Origin of the sequence: Shewanella sp. MM_2022_3, from assembly GCF_022557375.1 — a bacterium.
Classification (GTDB): Bacteria; Pseudomonadota; Gammaproteobacteria; order Enterobacterales; family Shewanellaceae; genus Shewanella; species Shewanella xiamenensis.
Genome location: NZ_JAKZGV010000066.1, coordinates 1 through 18,783, shown reverse-complemented (window position 1 = coordinate 18,783; position 18,783 = coordinate 1). Strand labels below are relative to the sequence as shown.

15 protein-coding genes are annotated in these 18,783 nt (G+C 47.3%); 12 read left to right on the top strand and 3 right to left on the bottom strand.

Annotated features, from left to right (window positions below; translation table 11 throughout):
• Positions 1-676: 676 nt before the first annotated feature.
• Both MMG82_RS19940 and MMG82_RS19935 read right to left on the bottom strand, forming a co-directional pair.
• The gene (locus tag MMG82_RS19940; RefSeq protein WP_037423474.1) at positions 677-1,582 is read right to left on the bottom strand and encodes a helix-turn-helix transcriptional regulator; all 906 of its coding nucleotides are present in this window, start codon (positions 1,580-1,582) and stop codon (positions 677-679) included.
• Between the two features lie 38 nt (positions 1,583-1,620).
• Positions 1,621-2,517, bottom strand: coding sequence for a formate dehydrogenase accessory sulfurtransferase FdhD (locus tag MMG82_RS19935; RefSeq protein WP_047536152.1), 897 nt, complete (start codon positions 2,515-2,517; stop codon positions 1,621-1,623).
• Positions 2,518-2,815: 298 nt separating this feature from the next.
• Here MMG82_RS19935 and MMG82_RS19930 point away from each other — a divergent pair, with 298 nt between their 5' ends.
• From MMG82_RS19930 to MMG82_RS19875, 12 genes are all read left to right on the top strand, one after another.
• Positions 2,816-3,280: a DUF3305 domain-containing protein gene (locus MMG82_RS19930; protein WP_037423466.1), complete on the top strand. Its 465-nt coding sequence runs from the start codon at positions 2,816-2,818 to the stop codon at positions 3,278-3,280.
• Positions 3,280-3,936: a DUF3306 domain-containing protein gene (locus MMG82_RS19925; RefSeq protein ID WP_047536149.1), complete on the top strand. Its 657-nt coding sequence runs from the start codon at positions 3,280-3,282 to the stop codon at positions 3,934-3,936. Before MMG82_RS19930 ends, MMG82_RS19925 begins: the two co-directional genes overlap by 1 nt.
• Positions 3,937-4,107: 171 nt before the next feature.
• Positions 4,108-5,784: a 4Fe-4S binding protein gene (locus MMG82_RS19920; RefSeq protein WP_156143175.1), complete on the top strand. Its 1,677-nt coding sequence runs from the start codon at positions 4,108-4,110 to the stop codon at positions 5,782-5,784.
• 10 nt (positions 5,785-5,794) lie between these two features.
• Complete coding sequence (locus MMG82_RS19915; protein ID WP_037423461.1) at positions 5,795-6,472, top strand: molecular chaperone TorD family protein; 678 nt, start codon at positions 5,795-5,797, stop codon at positions 6,470-6,472.
• Positions 6,473-6,639: 167 nt separating this feature from the next.
• Positions 6,640-6,837, top strand: coding sequence for a twin-arginine translocation signal domain-containing protein (locus MMG82_RS19910; protein WP_011074127.1), 198 nt, complete (start codon positions 6,640-6,642; stop codon positions 6,835-6,837).
• Positions 6,838-6,854: 17 nt separating this feature from the next.
• Positions 6,855-9,704, top strand: a complete 2,850-nt coding sequence (locus MMG82_RS19905; RefSeq protein ID WP_037429190.1) for a molybdopterin-dependent oxidoreductase — start codon at positions 6,855-6,857, stop codon at positions 9,702-9,704.
• 26 nt (positions 9,705-9,730) lie between these two features.
• Entirely contained in the window at positions 9,731-10,327 is a 597-nt protein-coding gene (fdh3B, locus tag MMG82_RS19900; protein ID WP_011074129.1) for a formate dehydrogenase FDH3 subunit beta, read from the top strand.
• A gap of 49 nt (positions 10,328-10,376) precedes the next feature.
• Complete coding sequence (locus tag MMG82_RS19895) at positions 10,377-11,405, top strand: formate dehydrogenase subunit gamma (RefSeq protein WP_037423454.1); 1,029 nt, start codon at positions 10,377-10,379, stop codon at positions 11,403-11,405.
• A 379-nt stretch (positions 11,406-11,784) separates the two neighbouring features.
• Complete coding sequence (locus MMG82_RS19890; RefSeq protein WP_037423451.1) at positions 11,785-11,985, top strand: twin-arginine translocation signal domain-containing protein; 201 nt, start codon at positions 11,785-11,787, stop codon at positions 11,983-11,985.
• Between the two features lie 17 nt (positions 11,986-12,002).
• Positions 12,003-14,855 carry a molybdopterin-dependent oxidoreductase gene (locus MMG82_RS19885; protein WP_047536147.1) on the top strand — a complete coding sequence of 951 codons (2,853 nt, stop codon included), beginning with the start codon at positions 12,003-12,005 and terminating at the stop codon, positions 14,853-14,855.
• A gap of 29 nt (positions 14,856-14,884) precedes the next feature.
• The gene (fdh3B, locus tag MMG82_RS19880; RefSeq protein WP_037423445.1) at positions 14,885-15,454 is read left to right on the top strand and encodes a formate dehydrogenase FDH3 subunit beta; all 570 of its coding nucleotides are present in this window, start codon (positions 14,885-14,887) and stop codon (positions 15,452-15,454) included.
• 76 nt (positions 15,455-15,530) lie between these two features.
• Positions 15,531-16,514 carry a formate dehydrogenase subunit gamma gene (locus MMG82_RS19875; protein WP_037423443.1) on the top strand — a complete coding sequence of 328 codons (984 nt, stop codon included), beginning with the start codon at positions 15,531-15,533 and terminating at the stop codon, positions 16,512-16,514.
• Positions 16,515-16,594: 80 nt separating this feature from the next.
• Here MMG82_RS19875 and MMG82_RS19870 read toward each other — a convergent pair whose 3' ends face one another.
• Complete coding sequence (locus MMG82_RS19870) at positions 16,595-18,652, bottom strand: TonB-dependent receptor (RefSeq protein WP_172591233.1); 2,058 nt, start codon at positions 18,650-18,652, stop codon at positions 16,595-16,597.
• Positions 18,653-18,783 lie beyond the last annotated feature (131 nt).

Genomic DNA, 18,783 nt, shown 5'->3' with positions numbered 1-18,783 from the left:
GAATTCTGAATCGACTTAACTTAATAAGTCGTTGTACATATTGCTATGAACACTCATTCATTGATTTAATTCTTTGATTACTCGCCAAACGGCAGAGTAATTTCGATTAACTCAACACCTGTGAGTGCCCACACAGATTTCTTGTTTAGATTGTTAAAGAGCATTTGACCATTCACTTCGCGTTACCGCTCAGCAGGTCAGGGCTGCGTATTCTACGCATTTCCCTTGTCGCGTCAAGGCGTTTTTGCAAACTTCTTGAGGCTTTCGAATCAACTGCACAATTTGCATTCGATTCGCACTGTAACCGCATTCGCTTTCGCTGTCTGCCGTGTCAGTGGATGCGCATTATAGGCAGCGAAACTTTTTGTGCAAGCGCTTTTTTCAGGTTTTTATGATTAATTTTCAAATAGATTGTTACACCCAAGCTAGCCACAACCTACACACTTGTTATACCCAGAGTTATCCACAAATGCTGGATTTATGCGTAAAACAAACCTAACAGCGAGCCTTTATTGAGTAAACGAGTGTGTGCTAAAGATAGAATAAATGAGGCGGTAAATTTGGAGCTCTACATTATTAAGCAAGATGAAGGCTATTGGTGTCAGCCGCTACTTTATACATATATAAGCTATAAAGTAGCGTGTAGTGATTCACTTATACGTACATATATAGGTACTTAACTTGCACTCCAAAGAAGCTGTCCGCAATCGGTAAGATCATATCCCCCTAAAAGAGCCGCCATTTGCCGAGTATGCCCACTGCTTAACATAGTAAACAGTTGTTGTAGCTGCCTGCGAAAGTAAATACTTTGTGGCATCACAAAGTCGAAGGACTCCCTGATCAGTGGCACAAAGCTTAAACCGCTCTCTAAAGCAACAGACTGGCAACCAAAACCAATATCTGCATCTCCACGTGCAATATAGCCTGCAAGTTCACGCTCACTATAAGCTGTGAGTATGATATTAAGCTGATCTAAACGTGCACCTTGCTTTAATAGCCACTGCTCTAGATGCTGCTGACTGCCAGCGCCGCCTTGGCGACTGACCCAGCGCCAAGGCAAACTGAGAACTTTATCCTCCTCTTGACATCTGTGGTGCATATCGGTGCGCATGATCAAGCCTTGCTGACGGGAATAGCCGTGCACCATGATCCATTGTTGGTGGTTTTGATAACCTTTAAGCAATGCTGGATGGCGGATATTTCTATCTTCCATACTCCCCCAGTGCAAGGTACACACATCAGCATAGCCCTTAGCTAATAACTCTAACCCCAAACGAGAGCCTGTTGCACTGTAACTAATAAGCTCACGACTACCAACCTGCGCCATCAAACGCGCCACTAACATTGACAACAGAGGATCATCACTACCAGTAATCAATAGTCTGTCAGTTAACATACCGCTATGGCAGGAGTCCATCACCCAGCGGTCAATCAGCACCTTAGGGAATAACCATTTGCCGGTGATTTTTGTTGCGGGGAGAATTCGGTCATTCGCCATCGCGTAAACCTTTTTCTCATTAAGATCTAAATACTCAGCAACTTGCTTCGCGCTCATGTAAATCAATTCACTGGCGGATGTCATCTTATATCCTTGTCGTCTATCTCTTTTGAGTCCGGTCGCTATTTATCGGAGTTGGTATTCACATCAAATTCGAGATTTTCACTGCCGTGGTAGACCAAAAAATGACGCCCTTTGGCCCGAGCAATAATCGTGATACCAAGTTTTTGGGCAAGCTCCAGACCCATTTGCGTTACACCACTTCGCGACAGCAATACGGGTATCCCCATTTTGGCGACCTTAATCACCATCTCTGAGGTTAACCGTCCTGTGGTATAGAAGATTTTGTTATCGCCCCGATCCTGTGCCAACCACATATCCCCCGCCAAAGTATCCACCGCGTTATGACGGCCAACATCTTCTACAAAAGCAAGGATCTGGTCAGCTTCACAAACACCACAGCCGTGCACTGCACCTGCATTTTTGTAGGTCTCATTATATTCATTGATGTTTTTGAGCAAGCTGTAGAGCGTACTCTGCTTAAGGCTTGGAGTAGGTAGCTGAATACCATCTAAATCCTGCATAAAACTGCCATATACAGTCCCTTGACCACAGCCGGACGTAACGGTTTTTTCAGATAACTTTTGTTCGAGATCGGCGGTTTGCTCATGCGTTAATACCGCGGCAGAATTCACATCCCAATCAACAATTACAGACTCTAATTGAGCAACATCCGAGATAAAACCCTGATTTTTAAGATAACCAAGAGCTAATGACTCAGGCTTTGCCCCCAATGTCATCAGGGTCACTATCGGGCGCCAGTTCAGATAAACCGTTAAAGGTCGCTCACAGGCAACATGCTTATCAATAACGACTCCTGACTCATTCACTGCTTTGACGGCAATAGTTAACGGCACTTCAGCTTGAGTTTTCACAAAGGAAAAGCTTCGCTTGGGTAGAGAAGGATGGTCATTGGCGAGCATCTGCTGAGCAATATTAGAACTGTTATCAGAAATCATAATGTTACCGCTTTACGAGTGATGGCATCAGCATAGCAATATTTATACCTAGGTATAAAACTCAGGGCTAAATGCGTGATCCGTCGCAATACGAAACATTCTGGCGCATCAAAATGTCTCAGACAAAATGTCCATTCAGACAAAATGTCTCGCTTTTAACCCTATTTTGATGATCCACTTCAAACTAATTCCCCTTGTTTAATGGCATTAATATTGCAGTGACCTTTTATCACGATAAGCAGGGGAAATAGCGCCGGATGCTAAGGCTTATCTCCCTTACGGTTGAAACGGAGAGACAATGCAACATACTACTAGTGTTTGGCCCATGTACGTTTCACTCAAAAAAGTAGAGAAACAGGTGGGTCGTTGGACCTCAGTACAATGGGAAATCGATCATTTACTTCCCGCAACCCACGAAGCCCCCGAAGGAGCGACCTTAGTACTGCTAGAGCTGCACAAAGATGAGCGCGCCAGTTACCGCATCAACCTCGATATGGACAATGCGATGTTGTACTTAGTCTGTGATGAAATGGCAGACGGTACTTGGGTACCCGCGTTACTTTCGGCAGATCAAAATGTTGCTGCGGGCTGTCTTGAAGGCAATACGCCCGTAATCAACACGCTTATGCCTGAAGCGATTGCCTGTTGGATCGAAGCCTTTATCACTCAATATGGTGAAGTTGAAATCGCTGCTTATCGTCGTAAGCATGTCGATCACCGTAAAAATCAAGGTCCAAGCCACGATCCATTGCGGAGGGACTAATGACTGATTCAACCCCAAAGGCAAACGGTTTTTTTAGCCGTTGGAGTCAACGTCGTGAGCAAGTGGCAGCTGAAGAAGCCGCTGTTAAAACGCAAACGACTGCGGAAGAACTTGTTGATAATAAGGCAGAAGAGATCACTCAAGAGCCTACCGCTGCGCAAGAATCACAAGATGCGCTTAGCCAGGCAAATGAAGACCCTCATCGCATCCTCACGGCAGAAGATCTCCCTAATCCTGACGAGATTGAGATTGGTGGCAGTTTCGCTCAGTTTATGGGGGCGAATGTTGACCCAGCAGCAAAAACGGCAGCGCTACGCGCCCTTTGGAAACAACCGCATTTCAATGAGATAGATGGTCTTTTGGAATATGCTCTTGATTACAGCAACCAACCGAAACTAACACCAGAAGTCTCCGCTGAATTAGCCCAAAAAGTATTCCGCTATATCACCAAAGACAGTGAAGAATCAGAGATCGAACAGACCTCAACACCAGACGATGTAGTGATCGGTGAAGAAAATACCATCGAATCAAAAAACAGTGATATCGAAACCGAATTAGCCACCATACCGATTGCGGACAATTTGGATGGGGAGACTGATGACCTACCCCAAAATGCACCAGAGCCATTAGCTCAGATGCAAAAGCCAGTTGTTTAATGTCAGTTTAGCTAATTTTTATGTCTATAACTTTGGTATGTGAATTGCTGTACTAAGAGTACAAAACTTAGATAAAAGCAGAAAAGGCAATGACTTAGTATCAAATCAATGCCTGAATCTGTAACAAAACAGCGATAAAAGAGCAGCCAACGTACTGTTCAGGAACGCAATGTGAGCACTCATTTGACAACCAATCAAACCCAGGCTGCGCTAAAACAAGCGCGGCAAAATGTGTTAGCCCAAACACAGATTTTACAGAATCTGATCCCGCCAACAGTGAGTTACACCACTGAAGGCACAGTGCTAATTATTGGCCCTGAGGATCTCGCACGCCTCGCGGCGGACAAATTGTCCAGTATGGCGAGCCGTGTGATTTTGGCTAACGAAGCGATTACCAACCAAGATGAAACCCACCTTGAACAGGTGATGGCTGCCGCCACGAATGTCGAAAGTTACTACAACAAACTGATCGGTATTAAAGGATTTTTAGGGCAGTTCCAAGTTAGCGTTGAGCATCAAAACGGTGCAACGGAATTAAGTGTTGTCGCCATTCGTAAACCGCACTTTGATTTGATACTCGATTTAAGCAGCACACCTTGCTTGAATCTCGAAATGCTACCACCGGGGTATTTCTATGTTGGCCAAGACGACATAAAGCTCGCCGATGCACTAGAGCAACTCCCCGAACTGGTTGGCCAATTTGATAAACCTCGCTACGTCAAAATTAATGCCGACCTGTGCGCCCATGACCGCAACGGTATCAACGGCTGTAACCGTTGCCTCAACTTCTGCCCAGCTGATGCGATTAGTAGTGTCGCTAAAAAAATTGAAGTTGACCCCTACCTTTGCCACGGCGCAGGCAGCTGCTCGAGTGCCTGCCCAACGGGGGCCATTAGTTATGACTTACCGACACCACAGGCATTGCATTCTTACCTGAATAAAATTATCAGTCGTTACCGTGAGCAAGCGCAAACAGCACCAGTGATATTGTTCCACGACAACGCGGTTGGCGCGAGCTTGATAGGGGACGACTTAGCCGGGGATGTGCTCCCTGTCGCCCTCGAAGAAATCACCGTTGCCAGCATTGACCATTGGTTAGCTTCACTGGCTTGGGGCGCACGCCAAGTGTTAATCCTCAATACTGAGGCAACAGCACCCACGCTCACACAAATGTTGAAAGGTGAACTGGCTTTAGCCAACAGCATTTTAGATGAAATGGGCCAACCGCAGCGCTTGAGTCTTATCGACCCAAGCATGCTGGCGAATTTGGAGCCTGTGCTCGACATCAGCCTCGATTGGCCAGTGATTGTGCCCGGCGCTTTTGCGTCCACCAGCAAACGTAACACTCTGTTTGATGCGATTGACCATCTAAACAGCCAAGCGGGTGAAATCAACAGCTGTTTAAGTATCAACAACGTTCCCTACGGCAACGTCAGCGTCAATGTCGAGAAATGTACCCTGTGTATGTCCTGCGTGGCGATTTGCCCCACCATGGCATTACAAGATGGTGGCGACAAACCTGCACTACACTTTATTGAGCAAAACTGTGTGCAATGTGGCTTATGTGAGGCGGCTTGCCCTGAAAAGGTCATCAGCCTGACGCCACAAATTAACTTTGATAAAGCTGCTCGTCAGCAATTACAAACCCTGAAAGAAGAAGCCCCGTTCGAATGTATTCGCTGTGGCTCTCCTTTTGCGACCCAATCTATGGTGCATCGGATGCTGGATATGGTCGGCGCGCACAGTGCATTTTCAGCCAATATAGAACGCTTGAAAATGTGTGGTGATTGCCGGGTAAAAGACATGTTTGAAGACATTCTTCAAGATCCTGAAAAGCAACTGCGATAAGAGATCCGCTATGACCGAATCAGTAAGACAAGTATCAGAAAACGATCAGTTGAGAGCCGATATCTATCAACTGTTAGCCGCCCTTTTGCGTCGCCATCCTAGCCCTGAGCTGCTGCAATTTTTGGCCAACCTTGAAATCGATGCCGATGAAGACAATGAGATGACCAAGGCTTGGTTATCTGTACAACTGGCTGCAAAGCAGTTCAGCAGTGAACAATTAGAAGATGAGTATTTTGCCCTGTTCCTCGGTGTGGGTTGTGGCGAAATCCTGCCCTATGGCAGTTGGTTTATGACTGGCTCATTAATGGACAAACCCTTAGCACTGCTGCGCCAAGACTTGATGCAACTCGGTTTTGAGCGCGAAGAAAACGTCAAAGAGCCCGAAGATCATGTGGCTGCTCTGTGTGAAGTGATGGGCACATTAATTCTTGAGGCTCCAGGTTATCGTCAACTAGCGTTTTACCAACGCCATATTGGCAGCTGGATTCAGCGCTTCTGCGACAACCTAGGTAAAGCACCTAGTGCCGCCTTTTACGCTACGGTTGCTCAGCTTGCTAAAGCGTTTTTCGAGATGGAAGCTGCGGAGTTTGAACAACTCAGTTTAGACATTCCTGTGAATTGCCCTGGCAGTGCGGAGCTACAACCCGCTGCCAGCGATTTAGAAAAACAAGTGGAATTAATGAACTAAACTGAAAACGGTTGGCGATACGCAGATTCAGTGCCTATCGCGTTTTAGTTTGATAGGCAAAGGTGGACTTAACGTTCACCTTTGCCACAAAAAGGAAGCTTAGGCTTCCACAGTAACCGAGGTGGTCGTGGTTTGTATCACCTCATTTAGTAACACAAGGAGACACTATGAAGAAGCAAGCTTCCGACATGGGCCGCCGTCAACTGCTCAAAGCATTAGCACTCGGCAGTGCGGCTGGCGCGGTAGCGACTGTGAGTAGCCAAGCATTGGCTGCGACCCCCACTGTTGCCCCAAGCGAACCTAAGAGTGACAACTATCGCGAAACCGACCATATCCGTAATTACTATGCGTCGTTGAACAACTAACCAGAGGAGTGTGTGTGATGCGATTAACCCGCAAAACAGACCAAGTTGTCGAGCCTAAAGCGCCCGCCCTCGGTCTCAATCGTCGCCAATTTTTAAAATCGGCAGGTCTTGCCACTGGTGGTATTGCTGCAGCGTCAATGCTAGGTACTGGCATGATGCGTAAAGCAGAAGCCAAAGATATCCCCCACAATGCACCGACTGAAGTTAAGCGTACCATTTGCTCTCACTGCGCAGTGGGTTGTGGTATCTATGCTGAAGTACAAAACGGTGTGTGGACAGGCCAAGAACCCGCATTTGACCATCCATTCAACCAAGGCGGTCACTGTGCTAAAGGTGCTGCTCTGCGTGAGCACGGCCATGGCGAAAAACGCCTGAAATACCCAATGAAGTTAGAAGGCGGTAAGTGGAAGAAGATCTCTTGGGATCAAGCCATCAATGAAGTGGGCGATAAGATGATGGCGATTCGTCAAGAATCAGGTCCAGATTCTATCTACTTTATGGGTAGTGCTAAGTTCTCAAATGAACAGGCTTATTTATATCGCAAATTTGCCGCATTGTGGGGCACGAACAACGTCGACCACTCAGCCCGTATTTGTCACTCTACCACAGTAGCTGGTGTTGCAAACACTTGGGGCTACGGTGCGCAAACTAACTCGATTAACGATATTCGCAACTCTAAGTGCATCATGTTTATTGGGGCAAACCCAAGTGAAGCTCATCCAGTTGCAATGCAACATATTTTGATTGGTAAAGAGCGCGGCGCCAAAATTATTGTCGTTGATCCTCGTTTCACCCGTACTGCAGCTAAGTCTGATGAGTACGTGCATATCCGCCCAGGTACCGATATTCCGTTCATTTATGGCCTGTTATGGCACATTTTTGAAAATGGCTGGGAAGATAAAGAATTTATCAAGCATCGTGTTTACGGCATGGAACGTATCCGCGAAGAAGTGAAAAAGTACACCCCAGAAGAAGTTGAAAACGTAGTGGGCGTACCTAAGGCACAAATGTATCGTGTTGCCAAGATGATGGCTGAAACCAAACCCGGCACCATTATTTGGTGTATGGGTGGTACTCAGCACCACGTCGGTAATGCCAATACCCGCTCATACTGCTTATTGCAATTAGCTTTAGGTAACATGGGGGTTCCTGGTGGTGGTACTAACATTTTCCGTGGCCACGATAACGTACAAGGTGCAACTGACTTTGGTTTGTTATTCGATAACTTACCCGGTTATTACGGTTTAACCACTGCAGCATGGAACCACTGGGCCAATGTGTGGGATCTCGATCCTAAATGGGTGGCAAGCCGTTTCGACCAAGGCGAATACTTAGGTCAAACACCACAAACTTCAACCGGTATTCCCTGCTCTCGCTGGCACGATGGCGTACTTGAAGATAAAACCAAAATCGCGCAAAAGGACAATATTCGTTTAGCGTTCTTCTGGGGGCAATCGGTCAACACTGAAACCCGTGGCCGCGAAGTACGTGAAGCACTGAATAAAATGGATACTGTGGTGGTCGTGGACCCATTCCCAACCATGGCAGGCGTGATGCATCAACGTAAGGATGGGGTGTATCTGCTACCCGCTGCGACTCAGTTTGAAACCTACGGCTCAGTGTCAGCCACAAACCGCTCGGTTCAATGGCGTTCGAAGGTGATAGAGCCGCTGTTCGAATCTCTGCCAGATCACGTGATCATGTGCAAACTCGCTAAGAAAGTAGGCATAGATAAAGAACTGTTCAAACAAATCAAAGTCAACGGTGATGAGCCATTGATTGAAGATATTACCCGCGAATTTAACAAAGGTATGTGGACAATCGGCTACACAGGACATAGCCCAGAACGCTTAAAAATGCACCAAGAAAACTGGGGTACTTTTAATGCTGACAGCCTAGAAGCACCGGGAGGTCCAGCCAAGGGTGAGACCTATGGCTTACCATGGCCATGTTGGGGCACGCCAGAGATGAAACACCCTGGCACCCAAATTCTGTATAACGAAGCCAAACACGTTAAAGATGGTGGTGGTAACTTCCGTGCCCGCTATGGTGTTGAGCACAATGGCGTCAATATTCTTGCTGAAGGCACTTACTCTAAGGGTAGTGAAATCCAAGATGGTTACCCCGAATTTACCGCCGATATGCTCAAGCAACTGGGTTGGTGGGACGATTTAACCGAAGAAGAGAAAAAACACGCTGAAGGCAAAAACTGGAAGACAGATATCTCTGGCGGCATTCAACGTGTTGCCATTAAACATGGCTGTATTCCCTATGGTAACGCGAAAGCACGTTGTATCGTTTGGACTTTCCCAGATGATATCCCACTGCATCGCGAACCACTCTACACTCCTCGTCGTGACTTAGTCGCTAAGTACCCAACCTACGAAGACCGTATGGTTGCGCGTCTACCGACACTTTATAAGTCGATTCAGGATAAGGACTTTACCCAAGGTTTCCCACTGACACTGACCTCTGGTCGTTTAGTGGAATACGAAGGTGGTGGTGAAGAATCTCGTTCTAACCCTTGGTTAGCCGAGCTACAACAAGAAATGTTTATCGAAATGAACCCGGCAGACGCTGCTGACCGTGGTATTCGTGACGGTGACAATGTCTTCGTTCATAGCCCTGAAGGCGCCAAGATCACAGTGAAGGCAATGGTGACGCCACGGGTTGTACCGGGTGAATGTTTTATGCCGTACCACTTCGCAGGGGTATTTGAAGGCGAGAGCCTAGCGAAAAACTATCCAGAAGGCACAGTGCCTTATGTGATAGGTGAGTCGGCAAACACCATTTTAACTTACGGCTATGACGTTGTGACTCAGATGCAAGAAACGAAGTCCAGCTTGTGCCAGATAAGCAAAGCCTAACCAACTTGATGAGGAGATAAGCCATTATGGCAGTCATGAAATTTTTGTGTGACACCAAACGCTGCATCGAGTGTAACGGCTGCGTCACAGCATGTAAAAACGAAAACGACTCCGCGCTGGAGTGGGGTATTCAACGTCGCCGCGTGGTGACAATTAACGATGGTCAACCAGGTGAAGCATCGATTTCAGTCGCATGTATGCACTGTACCGACGCTCCTTGCATGGCCGTATGTCCGGCAGATTGTTTCTACCGTACTGACGATGGCATTGTGCTGCACAACAAAGATACCTGTATCGGTTGTGGTTACTGCTTCTATGCCTGTCCATTCGGTGCACCACAATTTCCGAAGAAAACCGCCTTTGGTAGCCGCGGTAAAATGGATAAGTGTACCTTCTGCGCCGGTGGCCCAGAAGAAACCTTCTCCGAAGCCGAGCACAAGAAATACGGTGCCAACCGTATTGCTGAAGGCAAGCTACCTATGTGTGCAGAGCTTTGTGCAACTAAAGCACTGCTCGCGGGTGATGCGGAAGTGGTATCAAACATTTACCGTCAACGTATGGCATCTCGAGGCAATCCTAACGTGATTTGGGGCTACAACCCAAAAACCGGTGAGATTAACTAAGCAGAGTGAAGGTTAGGGAGTGCTCCCTAACCTCTGGCAAGGAGTGAAAATGTTAAACAAACAGTTAAACAAATCACTGCGCAGTCTGTTTGCTCTGATGGTACTCGTGATGGGATTGGGACTTGGCTCAGTCATGAGCGCAGGCTCAGTACTGGCAAGTGATCAGCAATCGAGCCAACAGCAGGCGAAAGCGCAAACCAGCGAAGCCGATCTGTGGCGTGCGGTAAAGTCGGGTGAAACTGGCTATACCACGGCCAAAGGGGTCGAAACTGGGGTATTGATTAACGTTGCCGGTAACCAAGGTAAAGAAATAAGGAATCAATATATCACCCCGATTATGGCCTTGGCTGTGACGGGTGTGTTTGGTGCTTTCTTACTGTTTTATCTGGTGAATGGTCCTTCAAAACTCAGCCACGGTTTCTCGGGCAAGATGGTTGTACGTTGGTCAAAGGCAGATTTGTGGATCCATTGGATCATGGCAATTAGCTGTCTTGCACTGATGTTTACTGGCTTAACTATTATGCTCGGTAAGCATGTCGTGCAGGAGCTGCTTGGGCCAGATATCTGGGCACCACTGATCTACGGTAGTAAAACTGTACATGACTGGGCTGGCCCCGTCTTTATCATGGCGTGGATTGTCTGCGTAGTGAAATGGATGCCACTTCAAACCTTTAAGATGTACGATCTTAAATGGTTCTTAGTGGTCGGTGGCTATATCAACTTTGGCCCATTCAAAGGTAAACACCCTGACAGTGGTTTTGCCAACGCCGGTGAGAAAATGTGGTTCTGGACACTGACCCTATTCGGGCTGTTTATCAGTGTGTCTGGCATCATGTTGGTATTACCCGGCTTAGACCTACCCCGTGAAGCCTCGATGGGCGCGCTGCTGATCCACTCGATCAGTGCCGTTATCCTGATTGCCTTTACCATAGTGCATATCTGGATGGCGACCGTACTCAGTGAAGGCGGTATGGAGTGTATGAAGTCAGGCTATTGTGACGAAAACTGGGCAATCCAGCACCACAATTTATGGTATGACGAAATCAAAGCCAACGGCAGTTTGCGTTATAAAGACTAACGCAAGGGGTTATGCTTAACCCGATAAAAACACCTCGCACTGCGGGGTGTTTTTTTATCCAAACCAAACCAACAACTTATTAACAAACATTTTGTTTTGAAGTAGAAATCGGGCAATTTTGTCATCTCAAATAAACCGCCAAAGCATGAGCAAGTTAACGCTTTTGGATTGGCGTATCATCTTCTGTTAACGCAAACTGTTCTAGATCAAATCCTACTCAATCTTTTCCTACTATATTGCCGTCACGCGCGATGATTAACGGCAAGCAAGATGATTTTATTATCTTTTTCACCTCTAATCTTCACTTTTTGATAACAAGCACCACTCCTCGAAAAGTCGCGCCATCCCAAGAACCATAACCCCTATTTCAGGAGTCAGCATGAAGCAACAACCTAGCGATTTAACTCGCCGTTCTTTGCTTAAAGCACTCACCGTTGGCAGCGTAGCCGGCGCCGCAATTGCCGCTACCGGCATCAGTGCAGCCCAAGCCAGCGAGAGCAGCAAGGTAACAACTAAAGAACCTAAGGGTTACCACGAAACTGCGCACATTATCAGCTATTACGATAGCCTGCGTAGCTAATCTAGGAGAAGTCAGCGATGAAGTTAACTCGCAAGTCCGATGTCGCCAAAGTGGCCGACAAACCGACGTTAGGCATTAGCCGTCGTCAATTTATGAAGCAAGCTGGTATTGCTACCGGTGGTATCGCAGCAGCTTCTCTGATGGGTACTGGCATGATGCGCCGCGCAGAAGCCAAAGATGTACCGCACGATGCGCCTATCGAAGTTAAACGTACGATTTGTAGTGCCTGTGCCGTCGGTTGCGGTCTATATGCCGAAGTACAAAACGGTGTATGGACAGGTCAGGAACCCGCATTTGATCACCCATTCAACGCCGGCGGTCACTGCGCTAAAGGTGCTGCACTGCGTGAGCATGGCCACGGTGAAAAACGCCTGAAATACCCAATGAAATTGGTTGATGGCAAGTGGAAAAAAATCTCTTGGGAAGATGCGATTAACGAAGTGGGCGACCAAATGCTCAACATTCGTAAAGAATCTGGCCCAGACTCAGTGTACTTCATGGGTAGCGCTAAGTTCTCTAACGAAGGCTGCTATATGTACCGCAAACTGGCGGCCATGTGGGGCACAAACAACGTCGACCACTCTGCTCGTATTTGTCACTCTACCACGGTAGCCGGTGTTGCTAACACTTGGGGTTACGGTGCGCAAACTAACTCTTTCAACGATATTCAGAATGCCAATGCTATCTTCCTGATCGGGGCAAACCCAGCGGAAGCGCATCCGGTTTCAATGCAACACATTCTGATCGCTAAAGAGAAAAACAACGCGAAAATCATCGTCGTTGATCCACGTTTCTCTCGCACAGCAGCGCACTCAGATCTGCACTGTGCAATTCGTCCTGGTACTGATATTCCGTTTATCTACGGTATGTTGTGGCACATTTTCGAAAACGGTTGGGAAGATAAAACCTTTATCAAACAACGCGTATTCGAGATGGAAAGTATCCGCAGAGAAGTGAAAAAATTCCCGCCAAAAGAAGTGGCGGATATCACTGGCGTAAGCGAAGAAGTGGTTTATCAAGCCGCTAAACTGATGGCCGATAATCGTCCTGGTACTGTGATTTGGTGTATGGGTGGTACTCAGCATCACGTCGGCAACGCTAACACACGTGCTTACTGTATTCTGCAATTAGCCTTAGGCAACATGGGCGTATCTGGCGGCGGTACTAACATTTTCCGTGGTCACGATAACGTACAAGGTGCGACTGACTTAGGTCTGTTATTCGATAACTTACCAGGTTACTACGGTTTAACCTCTGCGGCTTGGACTCACTGGACCCACGTGTGGGATCTGGATATGGAATGGGTGAAGAGCCGTTTCGATCAAAACGCCTACTTAGGCAAAGATCCAATGACCACTCCAGGTATTCCTTGTTCTCGCTGGCACGATGGCGTGTTAGAAGACAAGAGCAAACTGGCTCAGAAAGACAATATCCGTATGGCCTTCTTCTGGGGTCAATCGGTCAACACTGAAACCCGTCAACGTGAAGTGCGTGATGCCTTAGACAAGATGGATACAGTCGTCGTTGTCGACCCATTCCCAACAATGGCAGGTGTTATGCACCGTCGTAAGAATGGCGTGTATCTGTTACCTGCTGCGACTCAGTTTGAAACACAAGGTTCAGTGTCTAACTCAGGCCGTTCTATCCAATGGCGTGAGCAGGTTATCCAACCTTTATTCGAGTCAAAAACCGACATCGAAATCATGTACCGTTTAGCGCAAAAACTCGGTATTGACGAGCAGTACACTAAACGCATCGCCAAAGAAAACGGCTTACCAGTAATCGAAGACATTACTCGCGAAATTAACCGCGGTATGTGGACTATCGGTATGACAGGTCAAAGCCCTGAGCGTATCAAGTTACACACCCAAAACTGGGGCACCTTCAGCAATAAAACGCTTGAAGCCGCAGGGGGTCCAGCGAAGGGCGAAACCTACGGTTTACCTTGGCCATGTTGGGGTACACCAGAAGCTAAACACCCTGGTACCCAAATTCTGTATAACCAAGCCAAACACGTAAAAGACGGCGGCGGTAACTTCCGTGCTCGTTATGGTGTTGAATACAACGGTCAAAGCATTTTGGCGGATGGCACTTACTCTAAGGGTGCGGAAATCCAAGATGGTTATCCTGAGTTTACTGCCGATATGCTCAAGCAATTGGGCTGGTGGGATGATCTGACTGCCGAGGAAAAAGCCGAAGCCGAAGGTAAAAACTGGAAGACTGACCTGTCAGGCGGTATCGTGCGCGTGGCAATTAAGCACGGTTGTATCCCATTTGGTAACGCCAAAGCCCGCTGTATCGTTTGGACCTTCCCAGACCAAGTACCTGTGCACCGCGAGCCGTTATACACAGCACGCCGTGACTTAGTCGCTAAGTACCCAACCTACGACGATATGCAAGTTCATCGTCTACCAACACTGTACAAGTCAATCCAAGAGAAAGACTTCAGCGGTAAATATCCATTAGTACTGACCTCTGGTCGTTTAGTGGAATATGAAGGTGGTGGTGAAGAATCTCGTTCTAACCCATGGCTGGCTGAGCTTCAACAGGAAATGTTTGTTGAAATCAACCCAGGCGACGCTGCCGACCGCGGTATCCGCAACGGTGAGTTTGTATGGTTAGAGGGCGCCGAAGGTGGCCGCATTAAAGTACAAGCCATGGTAACGCCACGCGTTAAACCGGGTGTGACCTTTATGCCTTACCACTTTGCGGGTGTGATGCACGGCGAAAGCTTAGCGCCTAACTACCCTGAGGGCACAGTGCCTTACGTTATCGGTGAATCCTGTAACACAGCACTGACCTATGGTTATGACCCTGTGACCCAAATGCAGGAAACCAAAGCGTCGCTCTGTCAGATCGTTAAAGCGTAAGTGCAGCTTAAGCTAGGAGAATTGCCACTATGGCTACAATGAAATTTTTGTGTGATACCAAGCGCTGCATCGAATGTAACGGCTGTGTCACCGCATGTAAAAACGAAAACGACTCCGCTCTCGAGTGGGGTATCCAACGCCGCCGCGTGGTAACCATCAACGATGGTCAACCAGGTGAGGCATCAATCTCTGTCGCCTGTATGCATTGCTCAGATGCACCATGTATGGCGGTTTGCCCAGCAAACTGCTTCTACAGAACCGATGACGGCATTGTGCTACATAACAAAGATGCCTGTATTGGTTGTGGTTACTGCTTGTACGCCTGCCCATTTGGCGCACCACAGTTCCCGAAAAAAGGTGCCTTTGGTAGCCGCGGTAAGATGGATAAATGTACCTTCTGTGCCGGTGGCCCAGAAGAAAACCACTCAGAGGCAGAGCGCCAGAAGTACGGTTCAAACCGTATTGCTGAAGGCAAACTGCCAATGTGCGCAGAACTCTGCGCCACTAAAGCCTTATTAGCGGGTGATGCAGAAGTTGTTTCGAACATCTTCCGTGAGCGCGTGGCTTACCGTGGTGCTAAAAACGCGGCTTGGAATTAATTCAGGTCACAGGATCTGTCCACAGACTTAGCTTGGTGCCTGCTTGCAGGCGCCACTAAGCGAGAGAGGATGTATGATGAACAAATGGTTCAAACACATAGGTTTAGCCATAGCACTGCTATTTAGTGCCGTGTGTCTAGCCAATGGTGGTGATGGACAGGCGATCCAACCTCAAGCCTCTGATGCCCAAATTTGGGCACAGCTGAAGGATGGCGCGACGGGATACACTACCTCACAAAGCGAGTTCCACGCACAGCCGATCAATACTTATGATCTACGGGTGTTGGAGCTGCGTAGCGACTGGTTAGCGCCGGCTTTAATGGCAGCGCTATTCGGCATGATCATTATCTTTGTCTTATTTATCAAGGTGAACGGCATTTCTAAGCTACACCATGGTTTTTCAGGCAAGTTAGTGCATCGCTGGTCTAAATTCGACGTTTCTATTCACTGGTTAGGTGCGATTCCGTGCTTACTATTGATATTAACGGGCTTAACCTTATTAGCAGGTCGCTTCTTCTTCCAACCTTGGTTGGGCGAAGGCATCTGGGAAGCTATCGTCTATGGCGCTAAGCAAATCCATGATGTGATGGCGATTCCGTTTATGATCGGCTGGGCATTGATGACAGTGTTATGGGCGAAGAACCAGCTGCCAAAAATGTACGACGTGAAGTGGTTCCTGGTTGTTGGTGGTTACATCAACTTTGGTCCATTCAAAGGTAAACACCCTGATGCAGGCTTTGCCAACGCCGGTGAAAAAATGTGGTTCTGGGCCTTTGCCCTGTTCGGGTTAATCATTTCAGCATCTGGCATGTTGTTACTGTTCCCAAATCTTTTCGAACCTAGCCGCACCTTAAGCTTAATCGCACTCGTGCTGCACTCAGTGAGCGCTATCGTGATCTGCGCCTTCTCTATCGTGCATATCTTCATGGCAACGGTAATGTCTGAAGGTGGTATGGAGTGTATGGTGTCTGGTTATTGTGATGAAAACTGGGCAACCCAACACCACAACCTGTGGTACGATGAAATCAAAGCTAACGGCACTTTGAAATATAAAGAGTAAAAGTCGCTGAAAATAAAAAACCTCCGCAGCATATTGTGGAGGTTTTTTTATGGGTAAAATAAGTGCGTTAAATCCAGTGATTAGAAGCGATACATCACAGAGACACCGATATTTCTGGGATCGATAATCGCGGCATAACCATCGGGGTAACTGCGGCTGGCGGGTTCATTTACCGTCAACGCTTGCTCATCAAACAGGTTGTTGACAAAGCCGCTAACTCTCCAGCTATCGGTTTGATAATCAAGGCTCACACGCGCAACGACATAATCACCCGCTATTCTAGATTCGGTATTATTAATATCCGCAAAATACTCGCCAACATAGTTGCCTGAAAAACCGAAAGAGAACACATCATTCATCCAATACTTGAATCCAGCATTAGCAGTGATGTGCGGGGCTGAGTTCAACTGATTACCGATAATATCCCCATAGCTAGGGTCAGCTTGCTTGATTTCACTATCGAGTAAACCTACGCCCGAAATAAACTGCCAGTTTTCAGTTAACATGGCGCTGAATTCGGCTTCAATACCGTAACTGACGGCTTTATCGATATTGGTAATTTTGCGTGCGCTATTAGACGCTTGATAACCATCAAAATCGTTGTAGAAGATATTAGCACTTAAGTTGACATCGCCATTGGCAAATGCGCTACGGCTACTCAGTTCATAGGTATTTACAAACTCCTCATCGTAGTAGTAATACTCGCTTTCCACCAAAGACAGCGCGCCACCACCCGAGTTATAACCACGACGAACACTGGCCGCTAAGGTGGTATTATCATTCAGCGCGTATTGCAGTACTAACTTCGGCAGGGTAACGGTATTGGCGTCATCGAGTTTTTCCTCAAGTAGACTACCTTGATAGCGCATGTTGAAGTTACGTAATTGCTCCTCACGCATCACGCGGCCACCAACAGTAATCCAGAGCGAGTCGGCGAGCCCATAGGTGACTTCACCATAAACGGAGGCTGACTTAGTGCTGTCATCACCACTATAGATTGAGCTGCCAGTACTACCAAAATCTTGGCTACGTTTAAAATAGGCTAAACCAACAAACCCGTTGAAATCTTTGTCTTTAAGGCCAAAGCTATATTTGCCATCTACGGTATAACTCTTGTCCTCCATATCCACATATTGCTGGGCGGTCACGAGAGGCTCATAGGTTTCAAAGCCCCAATCGTAATCCATATAGGCGACAATCAGATCGAGGGCTTGCCCTTCCCCGAGGTCATAATCCACTTTCACTGAGTGAGTTGTCGATTTAGTCTCGATATAACGTTGGGAAATCGGCTCATATGCCCATGGATCGTCACCGGTAAAATAGTTACGCCCTGAGTCACCTTTCTCATCATTGTAAGAAAAGCTATAAAGCACTTTGAGATCCTCAATCGCGCTCGGTTGCCACAAAAATTTGCCGCGCCAGCGATTGGTGATCAACTCATTTTGATCAAATGTGGCGGGATTCGTCTCGTATTCCAAGCCTTTATTGTAAGTTTCGCCCGTCACATTTTGCCCGCTCACCCTAAATGCTAACTCATCATCAAGGATCGGGCCTGAGAGCATCACCGCACTGTCGATAAAGTTATCTTGATTGCGATAACCCACGCGAGCCGCGCCCTGCCAATCGAAGGTCGGATCTTCGGTTTTAATAAATACCGTACCGCCAATGCTGTTACGACCATTAATCGTCGATTGCGGACCGCGGAAAACCTCAATTTGTTGAATATCCCACAGCCCAGTATCACCGGTAAGATCCGCAACAAAAGGCTCCGCCACACCATCGACTAAGGTTGATACCCGCGCACGAGCCCCACCGGTGAAAGAGTTAAATCCGGAGGCCGAACCATTACCAGAAACCCCACGGATATCGGGCACAGAGCCGGATAACACCACCACGTTCGGCACCTCTGATAAGGCACTTGAGGTTGATTGGTATTGGCCGCTATCGAGGGTTTCCTTATCAATCACTGAAATAGATGACGTCGTATCCTTCAGGCTACGCTCAATCTTTTCACCATAAACAGTAATTTTTTCAATCGGTTCTGAAGATTCCGCATCCACACCAGCATAAACGGAAGAGACCAGTAAACTCGAAACTATTGCGGCAATTGCACTTTTCTTAAACGCCCTGCATTTCATAAAAACCTCGACGGCACTCATTGATAAAAAGGTGTTAACTAAAAATGCCGACAATTTATCTTAAAACAACCTTAATCACAATTGATAATCGATATCATTTACATTCAATAAATCACTTTGTGATATAACGC